The sequence below is a fragment of the Mesorhizobium sp. P171375 genome (assembly GCF_057786075.1).
Genome location: NZ_JBYNWF010000001.1, coordinates 6,581,599 through 6,597,404, shown reverse-complemented (window position 1 = coordinate 6,597,404; position 15,806 = coordinate 6,581,599). Strand labels below are relative to the sequence as shown.

The 15,806-nt window shown below is 63.7% G+C and carries 18 protein-coding genes; 9 read left to right on the top strand and 9 right to left on the bottom strand.

The annotated features are described in order from the left end of the window. Nucleotides 1-20: 20 nt before the first annotated feature. A complete protein-coding gene (locus ACYHH6_RS32170; RefSeq protein ID WP_112562601.1) occupies nucleotides 21-386 on the bottom strand; it encodes a RidA family protein in 366 nt (121 codons plus the stop codon). 185 nt (nucleotides 387-571) lie between these two features. Between ACYHH6_RS32170 and ACYHH6_RS32165 the strand changes: the two genes are divergently transcribed. After that, a complete protein-coding gene (locus ACYHH6_RS32165) occupies nucleotides 572-1,057 on the top strand; it encodes a hypothetical protein (protein WP_352585795.1) in 486 nt (161 codons plus the stop codon). Nucleotides 1,058-1,192: 135 nt separating this feature from the next. On the opposite strand, the gene ACYHH6_RS32160 is transcribed toward ACYHH6_RS32165, so the two are convergent. Further along, entirely contained in the window at nucleotides 1,193-1,342 is a 150-nt protein-coding gene (locus ACYHH6_RS32160; protein WP_352585797.1) for a hypothetical protein, read from the bottom strand. Between the two features lie 152 nt (nucleotides 1,343-1,494). Continuing rightward, the gene (locus ACYHH6_RS32155) at nucleotides 1,495-1,725 is read right to left on the bottom strand and encodes a hypothetical protein (protein ID WP_192259115.1); all 231 of its coding nucleotides are present in this window, start codon (nucleotides 1,723-1,725) and stop codon (nucleotides 1,495-1,497) included. A gap of 152 nt (nucleotides 1,726-1,877) precedes the next feature. Between ACYHH6_RS32155 and ACYHH6_RS32150 the strand changes: the two genes are divergently transcribed. From ACYHH6_RS32150 to ACYHH6_RS32140, 3 genes are all read left to right on the top strand, one after another. Next, entirely contained in the window at nucleotides 1,878-2,519 is a 642-nt protein-coding gene (locus tag ACYHH6_RS32150) for a glutathione S-transferase family protein (RefSeq protein ID WP_352585799.1), read from the top strand. Between the two features lie 136 nt (nucleotides 2,520-2,655). Further along, on the top strand, nucleotides 2,656-4,158 hold the full coding sequence (locus ACYHH6_RS32145; protein ID WP_352585801.1) for a helicase HerA domain-containing protein: 1,503 nt from the start codon (nucleotides 2,656-2,658) through the stop codon (nucleotides 4,156-4,158). Between the two features lie 129 nt (nucleotides 4,159-4,287). After that, nucleotides 4,288-5,253 carry a hypothetical protein gene (locus tag ACYHH6_RS32140; RefSeq protein WP_352585803.1) on the top strand — a complete coding sequence of 322 codons (966 nt, stop codon included), beginning with the start codon at nucleotides 4,288-4,290 and terminating at the stop codon, nucleotides 5,251-5,253. Nucleotides 5,254-5,331: 78 nt separating this feature from the next. Here the strand turns inward: ACYHH6_RS32140 and ACYHH6_RS32135 are convergent, their stop codons facing one another. Then, nucleotides 5,332-5,775 (bottom strand): SRPBCC family protein, encoded by a 444-nt coding sequence (locus ACYHH6_RS32135; RefSeq protein WP_352559626.1) that lies wholly within the window; start codon nucleotides 5,773-5,775, stop codon nucleotides 5,332-5,334. A 408-nt stretch (nucleotides 5,776-6,183) separates the two neighbouring features. Here ACYHH6_RS32135 and eglC point away from each other — a divergent pair, with 408 nt between their 5' ends. The 3 genes from eglC to ACYHH6_RS32120 are packed head-to-tail and all read left to right on the top strand — an operon-like array spanning nucleotide 6,184 to nucleotide 10,704. Beyond that, nucleotides 6,184-7,608 (top strand): endo-1,3-1,4-beta-glycanase EglC, encoded by a 1,425-nt coding sequence (gene eglC, locus ACYHH6_RS32130; RefSeq protein ID WP_352585804.1) that lies wholly within the window; start codon nucleotides 6,184-6,186, stop codon nucleotides 7,606-7,608. Then, on the top strand, nucleotides 7,609-9,381 hold the full coding sequence (locus ACYHH6_RS32125) for a type I secretion system permease/ATPase (RefSeq protein ID WP_352585806.1): 1,773 nt from the start codon (nucleotides 7,609-7,611) through the stop codon (nucleotides 9,379-9,381). Nucleotides 9,382-9,384: 3 nt separating this feature from the next. Further along, nucleotides 9,385-10,704: an HlyD family type I secretion periplasmic adaptor subunit gene (locus tag ACYHH6_RS32120; RefSeq protein ID WP_352585808.1), complete on the top strand. Its 1,320-nt coding sequence runs from the start codon at nucleotides 9,385-9,387 to the stop codon at nucleotides 10,702-10,704. Here the strand turns inward: ACYHH6_RS32120 and ACYHH6_RS32115 are convergent. The 3 genes from ACYHH6_RS32115 to ACYHH6_RS32105 all read right to left on the bottom strand — a co-directional run bounded on the left by ACYHH6_RS32115 (nucleotide 10,691) and on the right by ACYHH6_RS32105 (nucleotide 12,361). Continuing rightward, nucleotides 10,691-11,005 carry a type II toxin-antitoxin system RelE/ParE family toxin gene (locus ACYHH6_RS32115; protein ID WP_352585809.1) on the bottom strand — a complete coding sequence of 105 codons (315 nt, stop codon included), beginning with the start codon at nucleotides 11,003-11,005 and terminating at the stop codon, nucleotides 10,691-10,693. The two genes, ACYHH6_RS32120 and ACYHH6_RS32115, sit on opposite strands and share 14 nt — an antisense overlap. Next, the gene (locus tag ACYHH6_RS32110; RefSeq protein ID WP_352585811.1) at nucleotides 11,002-11,280 is read right to left on the bottom strand and encodes a type II toxin-antitoxin system ParD family antitoxin; all 279 of its coding nucleotides are present in this window, start codon (nucleotides 11,278-11,280) and stop codon (nucleotides 11,002-11,004) included. Before ACYHH6_RS32110 ends, ACYHH6_RS32115 begins: the two co-directional genes overlap by 4 nt. 91 nt (nucleotides 11,281-11,371) lie before the next feature. Next, nucleotides 11,372-12,361, bottom strand: a complete 990-nt coding sequence (locus ACYHH6_RS32105; RefSeq protein WP_352585813.1) for a GlxA family transcriptional regulator — start codon at nucleotides 12,359-12,361, stop codon at nucleotides 11,372-11,374. A 236-nt stretch (nucleotides 12,362-12,597) separates the two neighbouring features. Between ACYHH6_RS32105 and ACYHH6_RS32100 the strand changes: the two genes are divergently transcribed. Together ACYHH6_RS32100 and ACYHH6_RS32095 are read left to right on the top strand one after the other, a co-directional pair. Next, nucleotides 12,598-13,746, top strand: coding sequence for an amidohydrolase (locus tag ACYHH6_RS32100; RefSeq protein WP_352585815.1), 1,149 nt, complete (start codon nucleotides 12,598-12,600; stop codon nucleotides 13,744-13,746). Between the two features lie 86 nt (nucleotides 13,747-13,832). After that, complete coding sequence (locus ACYHH6_RS32095) at nucleotides 13,833-14,192, top strand: protein kinase family protein (protein ID WP_352559620.1); 360 nt, start codon at nucleotides 13,833-13,835, stop codon at nucleotides 14,190-14,192. Between the two features lie 268 nt (nucleotides 14,193-14,460). Here ACYHH6_RS32095 and ACYHH6_RS32090 read toward each other — a convergent pair whose 3' ends face one another. Further along, entirely contained in the window at nucleotides 14,461-15,186 is a 726-nt protein-coding gene (locus tag ACYHH6_RS32090; RefSeq protein WP_352585817.1) for an SDR family oxidoreductase, read from the bottom strand. A gap of 36 nt (nucleotides 15,187-15,222) precedes the next feature. Continuing rightward, a complete protein-coding gene (locus ACYHH6_RS32085; RefSeq protein ID WP_352585819.1) occupies nucleotides 15,223-15,702 on the bottom strand; it encodes a VOC family protein in 480 nt (159 codons plus the stop codon). Nucleotides 15,703-15,806 lie beyond the last annotated feature (104 nt).

Genomic DNA, 15,806 nt, shown 5'->3' with positions numbered 1-15,806 from the left:
CGCTGGTATTTATCTACTGATCAAACCGGCCGGTAGGCGACGGCTTCGACCTCGATCTTGATGTCGATCATCAGCCGCGATTCCACCGTGGTGCGGGCCGGCGGGTTGCTCGGAAAATGTTTGGCGTAGACGGTGTTGAAGGCGCCGAAATCGCGCGCGTCTTCGAGCCAGACCGTGGTCTTGACGACGTCGTCCATGGTGCAGCCGGCCAGCGCGAGTGCTGCCTTCACATTCTGCAGCACCTGCTCGGTCTGCTCGGTAATGCCGCCCTTGACCACGATGCGGTCGGCGTCGACCGGTACCTGACCGGAGATATAGACGAAATCGCCAGCGCGCACCGCTGGCGACAGCGGCACATGCGATGTTCCAAAACACTGCTTGGGCAAGGGAAAACTCCTGTTCAGACTTGGCGGATCACGCCTGCGGTTCGATTTCAGCCGACCGCTCTACGCCTCTCCTCATGATCCTCATAGGGGGCTTTTGGGAAAGCAAGATTTTTCCAGATGCGTGTTGCTTTATCAGGGGCCGGCCAGCATCTTGCGCCTCGCATTTTCCCGACAGGAGATTTTAAATGACCTTCGACAAGAACCCGTTTCCGGAAGGCGATGCCGATCGTCACGCGCTCTGGGAAATGCTGGTGCGGCGCGACATCGACGCCTTCATCGGCCAGGACTGGTTGATGGTCGAGGATGATTTCATCGCCGAGAGTTTCTTCGGCATGCATGCGCATTTCCTGAGCGACGCTGACGCCTGGCGGCTGCAATTCCCGAGCCTTGGCGTCTATCGCGACGAGTGGCTGCGCCAGGCCAAGGAGACGGCGGCGACCAAGTTCGCCGAGCCGCTGCGCGAAGCCCTGTTTCGCGTCACCAACATGCGCGACATCGATGTCGATGGTGACCGCGCGGTGCTGCACAAGAAGTTCAACGGTTCGGTGACCAAGGCCGACGGCAGCGTCGACCGGCTGAAGTGGCAGACGCTGTATTTCTGCAGGAAAGTGGCGGGGCGCTGGAAGATTGCCGGCTTCGTCGGCTACATGCCGCATCCCCTGGGGAGCTGAGGCGCGCTCCGCGCCTTCAGGAGGCTACTGCCGGCCTTCGCGCACGAACATGTTTGCTTCCCGGGCTGCGGCGGTGAAGGCGCGGCAGCGCCGTGCCAACCGCTCGGCGCTGCTCCATCGCATCCATCATCGCTTTCAACGCGGAGCGGTATTTTGGCCCACGCTCTTCGTCCGGCCAGGCCATCCGTCGACCAGCAGGGAGGTTGCCTGGACCGTTCCGGTAACGGTCAGGCCGCTGCCTTCGCTTTCGATGGTCACGGGAACGTCGAATTGTTCATCGCGCATTGACGCTACTCCTGGAACACAACTCTTTGTTTTGACGCAATTCCCAAGGGAAAGCGCTACGCGCTTTTCCCGGGAAAACCGCTCACACTTTTCCTGGAATTGCTCGAGCTTGAAGACGTCAGAAACGGCGCAATGCTCGTTTCGTTCCAGCGTCACTGCTTGCGGTGGTCGAACACGACCGCCATGGTCTTACCAATTGCCGCCATCACGATCAGTTCGACCAGATCGTCGTCGCTGTCGACACAGGCCGGATTCATGCGGCGGATGGCGTCGAGCGCCGCCCTGGTCGAGACGGTATCGCCGGCGCGGAATTTGGAAAGCGCAGAGGAAACAAGATTTTGAGCTGTCAGATCGATGACAGGTACGCTTGCTGCAACGTTCATTGGCTTCCTCCTGCCAAGAACCCTATCCCGCAGGAATGATACGCCGAACGGCGATTTCCGCCAGCGGAATCGTGGTCCGACCAGATTGCGGAGGGGGCACGTTTGCGTGTTTGATAAGGTCGAGCCAACAGCGTCTAGGAACCAGCCCGAACATGAAACTGTACTTCAGCCGCAATCCCAATCCGCGCCTCGCGGTTGCAACGGCGCGTCATCTCAGGGTCAATGTCGAGTTTGAGTTCGCGGCACCCATGGCGCCGGGGCAGGCCGAGCGGTTCCGACCGCTCAATCCTAATCTTACCCTGCCGACATTGGCATGGCCGGGCGGCAGCCTCTGGGAAGCCGACGCCATAGCCTGCCTGCTGTCGCGCGAGGCGGGTTCGGATTTCTGGCGCAATGGCGACGACCAACCCGACATGATCCGCTGGCTGAGCTGGGGCAAGGAGAATTTCGTCCTGGCCTGCGACACCGTGCATTTCGAGCGCGGCACCAAGCAGCGCTACGGGATTGGCCCGATCGACCAGGGCAAGGTCGAGGAGGGAACGGACGAGTTCCGCAGGGCGGCAGGGGTTCTCGAGGCCGAGCTGTCCCAACGGCAGTGGCTGGTCGGCAGCTCACTTTCCTATGCCGATTTTCGCATGGCGACGTTCCTGCCCTTCAACGATGTCGCCGGCCTGCCGCTGGGCGACTATCCCTCCGTCTTGGGCTGGTATCGCAGGCTCGAGGCCATCGACGCCTGGCGCGATCCCTTTGACGGGCTGGATGCGCCGCTTTTGCCGCCGGTGAAGCCGGTCTAGCCAGCTTTTCAACCGACCAGGCCGGCCAAGTGTGGCGCTTTGGCAGCATAGGTGTGGAACACCGGGCCTGTTGCCTCGGCGCGCTCGACGGCTTGCGGTCAGGTTGATAAGCCCTCTCCTCAAGGAGAGTCGTGACATGACCGTAGCCATCGAGATGGGACAGACGACGGCGGGTGCGCCGGCGGCGCTCGACCTTGAGGAGCTGCTGGCGACGCGCCTTCTGGTGCAGGGCAATTCCGGCTCCGGCAAATCGCATCTTTTGCGCCGGCTCTTGGAGCAGAGCGCGCCCTGGGTACAGCAGACCATCATTGATCCCGAAGGCGATTTCGTCTCGCTGGGCGACCATTACGGCCATCTGGTGATCGATGCCGAGGAGCATACGGAGCGTGGCCTGCAGGCGGCCGGCGAGCGGGCGCGCATCCACCGCGTCTCCACCGTGCTCAATCTTGAAGGGCTCGACGCCGAGAACCAGATGCGTCGCGCCGCCGCCTTTCTCGGCGGCCTCTTCGAAGTCGCCCGCGAGCATTGGTATCCGATGCTGGTGGTGGTCGACGAGGCGCAATTGTTTGCGCCCGCGGTGGCCGGCGAGGTGTCCGACGAAGCGCGCAAACTCTCGCTCGGCGCCATGACCAATCTGATGTGCCGGGGCCGCAAGCGCGGCCTTGCCGGCATCATCGCCACTCAGCGGCTGGCCAAGCTTGCCAAGAATGTCGCGGCGGAGGCGTCCAATTTCCTCATGGGCCGCACCTTTCTCGACATCGACATGGCGCGCGCCGCCGATCTTCTGGGCATGGAGCGGCGGCAAGCCGAGGCGTTCCGTGACCTGGAGCGGGGGCACTTCATGGCGCTCGGGCCGGCCCTGTCGCGCCGTCCGCTCGGCGTGCGCATCGGCCAGACCGAGACAAGCCCGCGCAACGGGACGCCGCGGCTGATGGCGATGCCGGAATCAGCGCTTGAGGACGCCCGCGCGATCATCCTGGCAGCGCCGCCGCCCGAGACGATGCGCGCACCGCGCCGGGTGGCGTCGCCGGACCTGCTCGACCAGCTGATGGCGGCGAAGTCGGCGGCGATGGAAATTCGCCCCGAACCGACGGAGCCGGCGGTGAGCGCCGAGGATCTGGCCGAGCGGCGAGAGCGGGTGGACCGTGTCCTGCGCGCCATCCTGGCGCAGCCCGACGCGGGTTTTCGCGTCATCGGCGTGCTGTACCAAGAATTCGTGGTCCGCTGCCGCATCGAAGGGCTTGCTTCGGTGGTGCCGGACCTCTCCGAATTCCGCCGCATGCTGACACGCGCCCGCGCCGGGCTCGGCGCTGATATGGTAGGCGATGACGCCTGGCAGGATGTTTCCGTCCGCGCTTCGCTGCTGCCCGAGGACATGCAAGGCGTGTTCATGATGATTGCGCGCGCCGCCAAGGAAGGCTGGCCGTGCCCGAGCGACGCGGCGATCGCGCGCGCCTACGGTTCGCATTCGCTGCGCCGCGCCAGGCGCCTGCTCACCTATATCGAGGAGCAGGGTCTCATCGTCTGCCAGCTCGACGGCACCGGCCGCCGCACGGTGACGCTGGTCGAACTCGCCTGGGCAACGGCGCCCGGCGACCCTAATGCCGCGGAGGCGGAGCAGGGCAGTTTGGCGCTGTGATTGCGGGCGCTTTGGGCAGCCTGGCCTCATCGCCTATGTAGGCGGTTCTGAACAAGATGTGTTTCGCCGATCGGCGCGCGACGAATTATGATTGTTTCTGAGAATCGCAGAACGGTTCGGGCGGGAGGGTTGCGGTTGAAATCTCTGGCTGTCTTTGTCCTCGGCATCCTTGCCGTAGCTGTCATCGCGATCACGGTGTCGGCCCGGTCGTTTGCCGCGCCCTCCGGTATACCGGATTGGTTGCAGGCCCATGTCGGCGATGGCGACGGCGAAATCTCTCAAGTGGTGCTGGAACGGGCGCGCGCGCTTTATCAGAAGAAGGTGTCGCAGGGCGCTGTCCACAATGGCTGCTATTTCGCCATGGACGCCACGCGTCCCGGCGATCTTGGCGGCGGTGCGTTGGGGCGGCGCTACTACGTCATCTGCGAAGCCAAACAGTCGTTTCGCGCGATTTCGTCAGGGCATGGCGGGGGCCGCAATCTGAAGGGCGTCGTCGATTTCTCCAACGGGAAACGCTGTGCGAAAAACTTCGGCAATGCCCTGGACTCGTCCTTGACGATGGGCGGCGCCTATATGACCAGCGAGGCAAAGACGTCATTCAAGGGTTTCTATCGCGTCGGCGCGAAGCAGGATCAGATTCTGCAACGCACCTTTATCCAGTTCGACGGCGAGGGTGAGACGGCGAATGCCAGGCAGCGTGTGATCGGCGGCCATGCGGCGCGGCTCTTGCGCGGCATGTGCCTGCGCAAGAAGTCCAACAGTTCCTACGCCGACCATGACGGCTTTGTGCCCTACGGCAAGCTGGTCGATTACGCCGGTGGCCGCAGCAATGGCTGCACCAGCTGGTCGCCGGCCGATGCGGAGCAGATCATTTCGATGGTGAAGGGCAATCCGACGACGCTCTACATTTATCCCGAATCGCGCGACATAGCCGCCGTTGGCAAATCCGGCACCTACTGGAACGCGTCCTGCCTGAAGGCGATCGGCAAGCCGAAATTCTGGCCGCGCCAGCGCCTCGAGCCGATCATCGCGCAATACAAGAAGGACAACCCGCCACCGCCGCCGCAGCCGCTGCCGATCTGCAGCGGGCCGTGAGGCGATGAGAGCTCGGCTCGGCATTGTCGCGGCGCGGGCTGGGCCGCGCCGCCGCCGATTGCGATGGGGTGGGTGGCTCTACTGATTGATCTCGGGTTCCACGAGCTTTGCCAGGTTCCTGAGCGACTCCTGCCAGCCGAGATAGCACGCCTCGGCCGGAATGGCGTCCGGAATGCCCGCCTGCGTGATATCGAGTTCCGTGCCGACCGACACTTTCTTCAAGGTCACGGTCACCACGATCTCGCCGGGCAGGTTGGGATCGTCGAACCTGTCGGTGTAGCGCAGGCGCTCGCCGGGAACGAGTTCGAGATACTCGCCGCCGAAGGCGTGGCTGCCGCCCGTGGTGAAGTTGCGGAACGACATTTTGAAGGTGCCGCCGACTTTCGCCTCTAAGCTGTGCACCGAGCAGGTGAAGCCGTTCGGCGGAAGCCATTTCGCCAGTGCATCGGCTTCAGTGAAGGCACGGTAGACCTTCTCCGGGCTGGTCGTCAAAACGCGGTGCAAACGTACGGTGCTTGGCATGTCTTCGGTATCCTTTGTGGTTTCGCTGGTCGATGCCCCAAGGACGGGTGAACTTCATCCGGTCCGACACAGCCTGTCAAATTTTTTCGGCCGTTTGCTTGCAGCCATCCGTCCCGCGATTTCGAGCCGCCGCTTCGGACGTGCAGCCACGGCGCGACGGAATGCCTGCATCATTGACACTCTGCCTAATATTTTGGCACAACTTTCACAATATTTATTAAAATTCGCAAAGTCTCTCCTTAAAATTGTGTTAGGATCATCTTATTATATTCGGTCTGACTGAGTGACTATCTTCCTCGTGTACTATAGGATGATTCCCAGGAGCCGTGGATTAATCTAAAAGTTGATCCGAAGTGACCGCTCGAAGGTTGTCGAGTGACCAAGGCGCCACGTGCAAGGAGTGTCCGAATGACCACCGTCCTGAACGCCAAGGGGATTGCCCTTCCCTACACCGGCGCTTCCACCCACTGGTTCTCCGCGGCCGGAGGCGCGCCTTACCTCTACGGCACCTCGGGCAACGATTCCTTCTGGGGCGACACCAGCGTCAAGGTCACCATGTATGGCGGCGCGGGCGACGATTATTACCATCTCTATTCGACGATCAACAAAGCGGTCGAGACCTACGGCGCGGGCGTCGACACGATCGACACCTGGATGAGCTACAAGCTGCCCGCCAATTTCGAAAACCTCGTCGTCACCGGCAGTGGTCACTACGCCTTCGGCAATGCGCTGGACAACATCATCACGGGCGGCTCCGGCAGCCAGACGCTGGACGGCGGCAAAGGCAATGACGTGCTGATCGGCGGCGCCGGCGCCGACACCTTCATCGTCACCAAGGGCAACGGCAGCGACCTGATCTCCGATTTCGACGCAACCGACACCGTGCGCCTCAACGGCTACGCCTTCACTTCGTTCGAGGCCGTCCAGGCCAATATGGTCCAGCTGGGATCGAACGTGCAGCTCAACCTCGGCTCGAGCGAGGTGCTGGTGTTCAACAACACCACGATCGACAAGTTTCAGCCCGCCCAGTTCGAGCTGCCGATCGACAAGACAGGCATGACACTGTCTTTCAACGACGATTTCAACACGCTGAGCCTGTGGAACGGCCAGAGCGGCACCTGGGATTCCAACTTCTGGTGGGGCGCGCCGAACGGCAGCACGTTGACCCAGAACAACGAGCTGCAGTGGTATATCGACGCCAATTACGCGCCAACGAGCTCGGTCCATCCGTTCAGTGTGGCAAGCGGCGTTCTCACCATCACCGCGGCGCAGACGCCGGCGGACATCAAGCCGCTGATCAACAACTACGAATACACCTCCGGGCTCCTGACCACACACGACTCCTTCTCGCAGACCTATGGCTATTTCGAAATGCGGGCCGACCTGCCCGAAAACACCGGGGCCTGGCCGGCTTTCTGGCTGTTGCCGGAAGACGGCTCATGGCCGCCGGAGCTGGACGTCGTGGAAATGTATGGCCAGAACCCGAACCAGCTTCTGATGACCGCGCACACGAATGAGACGGGGCAGCACACCACGGTCGGGTCGACGGTGAATGTCTCGAACACCGACGGCTATCACACCTATGGCCTGTTGTGGACGCCAGACAAGCTGGTCTGGACTTATGATGGCGTCCAGGTCTCGGAAGCGGCGACGCCGTCCGATATGAACAAGCCCATGTATATGCTGGTCGACCTTGCGGTCGGCGGTCAAGCCGGCGCGCCGCCCGACCATCTGGCGACGCCCGCCCAGATGAAGATCGACTATATCCGCGCCTACACGCTGGACGATGTGCAGCAAAGCCATCTGAGCGCAACAGGCGAGCACGCGGTCTAGATGTCGCGGGACCGCACGCCGCTCAGGGATGCGGCCATCCGGCCCGGCCTGCGCCCGGTCTTCCTGCGCGCCATCGCCGATATCGGCGTCTTCTCGTTGCTGATCAACATCCTGCTCCTGGTGATCCCGCTCTATCTGCTGCAGGTCTATGACCGGGTGCTGCCTTCCTCCAGCGTCGAGACGCTGATTTATCTCTCGGCCATGGCGGTCGTCGCACTCGCCTTCCTCGGCCTGCTGGATGCGGTCCGCGCCATTTATGCGCAGCGTATTGCGGCTACCGTCGACCAGAAGCTCGGTGCGCAGACATTTTCTGCCTCGCTTGGCGCCAGATATGCCGGCAGCGCGCTGTCGCCGCTGAACGACCTTGCCACGGCCTGCGCCTTCATCAGGTCACGCGGCGTGGCGGTGCTGTTCGACCTGCCGTTTGCTCCCGTCTTCCTCGCCTTGCTCTATTTCATCCATCCCGTCCTGTTCTGGCTGACGCTCGCCGGCGCCGTGCTTCTGTTTCTCCTCGTCGTGGCCAACCAGTCTGCCATCGGCAGGAACGATGCCATGTCGGCGGAACGCTCTGCCGTGGCCAGCCAGGCGGAGCAGGCCTTTGCCCGCAACACGGACACGTTGCGCGCCATGGGTATGGTGCAAAATGCCGCCGCGGTTTGGGGGCAGCACGTGGCCGAAGCGCTGACCCTGCACGACCGTTCCGGAAGCGCCAACGCGATCTTCAGCGCGACATCGCGGTCGCTGCGCATGATGCTGCAGCTGGCGATCCTCGGCGCCGGCGCGTGGCTGGTTCTACAAGGGCAGATGACCGCCGGCATGATCTTCGCGTCCTCGCTGGTTTCGTCGCGCGCCCTGCAGCCGCTCGACCAGCTGATCGGATCCTGGCGGCAGATCGTCGACGCCAGGCGATGCTGGAAGCGTCTGAACACCGCACTTGCGGCGCAACCGGCGCAAGCGCGCAAACTCGTCCTGCCCGATCCGTCCGGTACGATTTCGGTGCAGGATCTGTTCTTCATCGCGCCGAATGCGGCTTTCGGCACGGAGCCCATCCTCAAGCGACTGAGTTTTGCCATCGGCGCCGGCGAGGCGGTGGCGATCGTCGGCCCGAGCGGCGCCGGCAAATCGACGCTGGCGAAACTGCTTGTCGGGGCACTGCAGCCGACCGGCGGCGCGGTCAGGATCGACGGCGCCGACCTGAGGAGCTGGGACGAAACCCAGCTTGGAAGGCATATCGGCTATCTCCCGCAGGAGGTGGAGCTTTTCCCCGGATCGATCGCGCAAAACGTCGCCCGCTTCGACTCCGCTGCCGATGACGCAGCGATCGTCGAAGCGGCCAGGCATGCCGAGGCACATGGACTGGTGCTTACGCTGCGCGATGGCTACCAGACCATGATCGGCCCGTCGCACACCGTGCTGTCGGGCGGCGAGCGCCAGCGGATCGGGCTGGCGCGTGCCTTCTACGGCAATCCACGCATGCTGATATTGGACGAGCCCAACGCCCATCTCGACGGCAGTGGCGAAACGGCGCTCGAGGTGATGCTGTCGGCCGCGCGCGGCGCCGGCGTCACGGTGCTGGTGATCACGCATCGCCCGTCGATCGCGGCGGCCTGCGACCGCGTGATAGTGCTGCGCAACGGCGCGATCGAAGCCTTCGGCCCCGCGAGCGAGGTGCTGCGGCAATCGGCGACCGGCAAGAGCGTTGCCGGGAGCGCGGTGGTGACAGGCTCGTTCGTGCCGACCGCGCGCCCGCACAGCGTCCGCTTCGGATCATAGACAATGATGCAGCAGAGCCTTGCCTTCGAAAGCCGACCGCGCACCGACTTCCGGCGCACGGCCGTTGTTGGCTACGCGGCCATAGCGCTTTTCGCCGGCTGCTTCGGCTATTGGGCGGCGAGCGCTCCGCTCTCCGGCGCGGTGATCACGTCCGGCACGATCTCGGCGACCGGCGGCAACATCCTCATCCAGCACCCCGAAGGCGGCATCATCGAGCAGTTGCTGGTGCATGAGGGCGACCGCGTGCAACAAAGCCAGCCGCTGGTCCTCCTCGACCGCACGGCGGCCGAGGCCGACCTCAACCGGCTGACCAGACAGTCGATCACGCTGAGGGCAAGTGCCGCGCGGCTGGAAGCGGAGCGCGACGGATCGGACAGGCTGGCGCCAATCACCGATGCAGCCCCCGCGCCGTTCCAGAGCGATTTCGACAATCTGGTGCGCGAACAACAAAAGGAGTTCGACGCCAGGCTCGCCCGGTTCCGGTCCGAGCAGTCGATCCTGGCGCAGCGCGTCGCCATGCATCACGAGTCGGCACTGGGCCTGGACGCGCAGAAACTGGCCATTCAGCAACAGGCCGGCATCGTGAAGAAGGAGCTCGGCATCAAGGCCAGCCTGCTCGACAAGGGCCTCACCAACCGCAGCGAATATTCGCAGCTTCTGCGCAGCGAGGCCGATCTGGTCGGCCAGGCCGGCGCGCTGGAGGCGGACCTTGCGGCGACCAAGACGCAGATCGTCGAAGCCCAGGCGCAGGTCGAGCGCGCGACCACGCAACGTGTCGAGGACGCGCTGACCAAGCTCGACGAGGTCCGCACCAAGCTGGCCGACATCGGCGAACAGATCACGGCGGCCGAGGCGGTGCTGGGGCGCACGACGATCAAGGCGCCGGCAGCCGGCATCGTGGTGTCGTCGACGTATAATTCCCAAGGCAGCGTGATTGCGCCGGGGCAGAAGATCATGGAGATCCTGCCCACCGCGTCAGGCCTCATCGTCGACGCGAAGCTGCGGCCGAGGGACGTGGATCTGGTTCGCGTCGGCCAGCCGGCGAAACTCAGACTGTCGGCCCTCAACGCGCGCCTCACCCCTGAAGTCCCGGCGACGGTGACCCAAATCTCCGCCGACCGGCTGATCGATGAAACCACGCACGAGGCGTATTTCCGCGCCAGGCTGAAGATCACCGACACGCTGCCGCAGGGGGTGAAGGCCGGGCAGCTTTACCCGGGAACGCCGGTCGAGGCGTTTATCAGCACCGGCGACCGGACCTTCTTCGAATATCTGGCGCGGCCGATGCTGGATTCGTTCGCGCGGGCGTTCACGGAGCGATAGGAGCCAGATGGTCCTCCCAGTTGGCGCCACCGTAAAACACCCGGAGAATCACCACCTGATCGTCGCTTATGGCGAAGGCCACAGTCAGTCGCCGTTCGAAACCAACGATGCGAAGCCCCGGCCGCACGTCATCCCTTCGGGTTCCACGTTCCGATGCGTAGTCAAGACCCAGGCAAAATCGCTCGATCCGCTCGATGTAGCGAATGGCAGTGAGGTTGCCGGACGCATGAGCGACCGCATCGTATATCCATATCAGGTCCGCCTGGGCTTCCGGCAAAAAGACAACATGCCGGCGCTTCACACGTCCCCCTTGAGGCGGGCGTGATGAGCGCGGATGCTGTCAAAAACCTGGTCGGCCGGGATGGCCTGGGAGGGGTCTGCCTTCCACCTGTCATAGGTCGGCACGACCTCCTCGCGCAGCCAGCGCTCCACGGCGGCGTCGCGTTCCTGCAATGCGCGAAGACCGGCGCGGATCACTTCACTGCTGGTCGCGTATGTGCCCGACTGAACGAGCTGGTCGATAAAAGCGGCCTGCTCGGCCGGCAAACTGAAGGTGCGTTTTTCAGTTGCGGACATGGTTGTGCTCCTATCAGAGTTGGTATGATATTATCATACCGGTGCTGGGATCGCATCTGGAATCTGACGCGGCATAGTTCTGAACATGCGCCTATGGGCCGCTGCTACCGGCAGAGACACCGGACATTCGGCCGGGATGCCTGAGATGGGTCGGCGTGATGCCGGTCTGCTGGCGGAAGACGCGGCTGAAATGGCCGGCATTGAGAAAGCCGCAGCGGTAGGCGATGTCGCCGATTGCCAAGTCGCTCCCTTCCAGCAGCGACTTCGCTTGATGCACGCGCAGCGCAAGATAGGCCGCCATCGGGCCGATGCCGAGCTCGGCGCCGAACAGCCGCTCGAGCTGGCGCCGCGATAAATTCAGCCGGCTCGCGATCTCGGCGACCGACAGCGTCTCCTGGAGGTTGCTTTCCATCAGCAGCATGGCCCGCTTCACGGCGCGGCTCGACGCCGCGGGAAAGAGGTCGCCGACGGGCTGCACGTCGCGGCTCGAGCGGATGCGGTCGAGCACCAGGATCTTGGCGGCTTTTTCCGCCGCCTTGCGGCCGATGAACTGCGAGACGAAATGGCCGGCAAGGTCGGCCGCACCGGTGCCGCCGGCGCAGGTCGAGCGGCCGCGGTCGACGGAAAACAGGCTGTCGGCATGGGCGTTCACGTCAGGGAACTGGTTGCGGAAATCCTTGATGTGGAACCAACTCACAGCGGCGCTGTAGCCGTCGAGCAGGCCGTAGCGCGCGAGCACGAAGCTGCCGGTGCAGAGTGCCGTCAGCGGCACGCCCTTTCCGGCGGCGCGCAACAGGAAGGCCTCTTTTTCGGAGCTCAGGCTGCGGTTGGTGTCGAGCAGGCCCCCGACCACGACGACATTGTCGAACTCCTCCGGATTGCCCATCGCCTTGGTCGGCAAAAGTTCGACGCCGCAGCTCGCCCGGATCGGCAGGCCGCGTTCGCCGACGATCTCCCAGTCGAACTCGATCCTGCGGCTGCGATCGCCCTCATCGCCGGCGAGCCGCAGCGTGTCGATGAACAGCGACAGCGGCGATAGCGTGAAGTCGCGAACCAAAAGAAACGCAAACCGCCTGGCCATTGTGTTCCCGGAAACCGCTCCTCGGCTGGATTTGGTTATTGTCGCTGATATCTACGGTTTGGCACAGGCGTGTGCGTCATACTCGTCAGGAGCGGCCGCAGGATGTCGGAGATGAGATTGATAACCACAGCGCAACGATGACATACGGATGGACTAGCGGAATTGATCGGCATGGCACGGCGCGAGAAAAACCCTATCGTGTTTGTGTGACCGGCAAGCCAAGCGGAGCCCAGACCATGACCCTGACCAATCGAGACATCGTCGAGCTGACGGCGTGGCGGCGCAAGCTGCACCAGCAGCCGGAAATCTCGAACGAAGAGGAAAAGACGGCCAGGGAAGTCGTCGCCTTCCTCGCCGATACCGGTCCGGACAAGGTGCTGACCGGCCTCGGCGGCCACGGTGTCGCGGCGGTCTATGACAGCGGCAACGCAGGGCCGACAGTGCTGTTCCGCTCGGAGCTCGACGCGCTGCCGATCGAGGAGCTTTCGGGCGTCGACCATGCCTCGCAGGTGCCGGGAAAATCGCATATGTGCGGCCATGACGGGCATACCGCGATCCTCGCCGCACTCGGCCGCCAGCTCGGGCGCGAAAGGCCGGCGCGTGGCCGTGTCGTCTTGATGTTCCAGCCGGCGGAGGAGACCGGCAATGGCGCGGCCGGCGTCGTCGCCGATCCGCGCTTTGCCGAGATCGCGCCGGATTTCGCCTTCTCGCTGCACAATCTGCCGGGCGTGCCGTTCGGCGAGGTGCGGCTGAAACCCGGCGTGGTCAACTGCGCCTCGCGCGGCATGCGCATCGTGCTGGAGGGCAAGACCGCGCATTCCTCCATGCCGGAAACCGGGGTGTCGCCGATGCCGGCGATCAGCCAGCTGATGCCGGCGCTGCCGGCGCTTGGGCGCGGCACCTTTGCCGATGACGATTTCAGCATGGTGACCGTCACCCATGCGACGATGGGCGAGGCCGTGTTCGGCATCGCGCCCGCCCACGCCGAGGTGTGGGCGACGCTGCGCACAAGGCGCGACGAGCGCATGGCGGAACTGGTCGCGGCGGCTGAAGTGCTGGCCGCCAGGATCGCGGTAGAGCACCGCCTGACCGTCCGCTGCGACTACCACGAGATCTTCGTCGCCAGCGTCAATGCGCCGGACGCGGTGGAGCATCTCAACCGCGCGCTGGACGAGGAAGGGGTCGCGCGCAGCGAGGAAGCCCTGCCGATGCGCGCTTCGGAAGATTTCGGCATTTTCGGCCACAAGGCGAAGTCGGCGATGTTCTTCCTCGGCGCCGGCGAGCGCACCCCTTCGCTGCACAATCCGGACTATGATTTTCCCGACGACCTGATCCCGATCGGCTCGAAAATCTTCATGCGCACGGCGCGCAACCTTTTGGGCTGAGCCGTGCGAAATCCGCACGCCGAAGCTGCCTTTTTGCGGCTCGAATCATCCTGTAGTCGCCGCCCTACATTAGGAGGGACTTGCCGATGAGGATTGCAGTGGTCGTCGCGTTGACCGCGACAGTGGCGGGATGCGTGAGTTCTCCGGTCCAGTACGGCGCATCGCTGTCGCCGCAGGACCCGAAATGGGCGACGCCGGAATGCCAGCAGGCCCGCACCGATGCCATGAATTACGATGCACGCGAGAAGGGGCAGCCGGGATGGGGCTTCGGCGTGCTGCTTGGGCCCTACAGCATGGGCCTCGTCGCGGCAGCCAAGGAACACCAGCAGCAGCAGCGAAGGCTGCTTGCCCGCCAGGTGCATCTGCAGTGCTCGAGCCTGCCGCTGCCGAAGGACCTGGACTTCGATCCGCAGATCTACGCGCCAAAGCCGGCGAAATATCCGTAGGGCTGGCATTTAGGTTTGCCGGCGGCAATAGCAGAGGTCGGCGCCAGCCCCCCACTCCGTCTCGGCTTCGCCGAGCCACCTCTACCCCCATGTACATGGGGGTAGAGGAAACCCAAGCTTTTTGGGGGCGAGGGAACCCAAGTTTTTCGAGGTCGCGACTCCGGCGGTTAGCATTTCCTCTCCCCCACGAATGTGGGGGTAGAGGTGGCTCGGCGAAGCCGAGACGGAGTGGGGGAACGCCCATGCGACTTGCCCCGCCCCTTGCCCGTCACACCAACCGCTGCCCGCCATCGATATGGATGGTCTCGCCGGTCATGAATTCGGCTTCCATCAGATAGAGATACGCAGGCGCGACATCCGCCGGCGCCGCCACCTTGCCTGCCGGCACCCGCCCGGCCATGGCGGCGAAGTAGCCGGATTTGGCCTCGCCGACGAGTTCATCCCACATCGGCGTGTCGACCCAGCCGGGCGAGACGATGTTGACTCGGGTGGGCGCCAGCTCCTGCGCCAGCGCGCGGGCGAAATAGCTGAACGAGCCGGCGATCGCCGAGACCACCGAGCCGCCCGGCACCGGCGGCCGGTCCTTGTTGATACCCGAGGTGAAAATCATCGAGCCGCCCTTCTTCAAACCGCGCACCGCGTGCTTGGCCAGCATCACCGCGCCGATCAGCTTGTTGTCCACAAAGCCGCGCACGAACTCCATGTCGGTGTCGCCGATTGGATAGTTCGGCGGCGGCGTGCCAGCGGTCGATACCAGATGATCGAAGGCGCCGACCTCGTCGAACAGCTTGGCGATGTCCGCCTCCTTGATCATGTCGGCCCCAATGCCCTTCACGCGGCCGCCCAGCCTCTTTTCCGCTGCCTGCAGCTTCTGCGGCGAGCGGCCGACGATCACTACCTCCGCGCCGCCTTCGAGTGCGGCTTTCGCCACGCCGAGGCCGATGCCGGAACTGCCGCCGACGACAACAATCTTTTGTCCCTTGAGCGGTGCCATTGATACCTCCTGTTTTTCGGGAATGTCAGGTTTGACTTACGGACGGCTGGCGTGCGCGGCTTCGAGATCGGCGAGGATGATCTTCTTCATCGAATACATCGCCTGGCGGGCGCGATGCGCCTTGTCGCGATCCGGATCGTTCATCAGTCGGATCGCGGCTTCCGGAATGACCTGCCAGTAGACGCCGAACTTGTCCTGCAGCCAGCCGCAGGGCTTTTCCGAGCCGCCGCCCGCTGTCAGCGCCTGGTAGTAATAGTCGGTCTCGGCCTGGTCCCTGGTTTCGATGTAGAGCGACATCCGCTCGTTGAAGGGCGGCATCCCGCCGGCGTTGAGCGCCGTCAGCCGCAGCCCTTCGAGCCCGAAGTCGAAGATCGCGTGCGGCACGCCGGTGCCGCCGACGTGGTCGGTGAAGGTCACCGTCTCCAGCGCGCGGCCGTTCTTGAACACCGAGAGATAGAAGTCGCGGGCTTGCTCGGCATTGCCGGTGTACCAGAGGAAAGGATGGACTGTAGCCATATCATGCTCCTGCGGTGAGGTTTGATCACAAATCTTGTGAGGATTTGTGACTGGCAAAAGCCCAATGGACAAACCAAAATTTGGCAAGTATTTGTTACCAACAC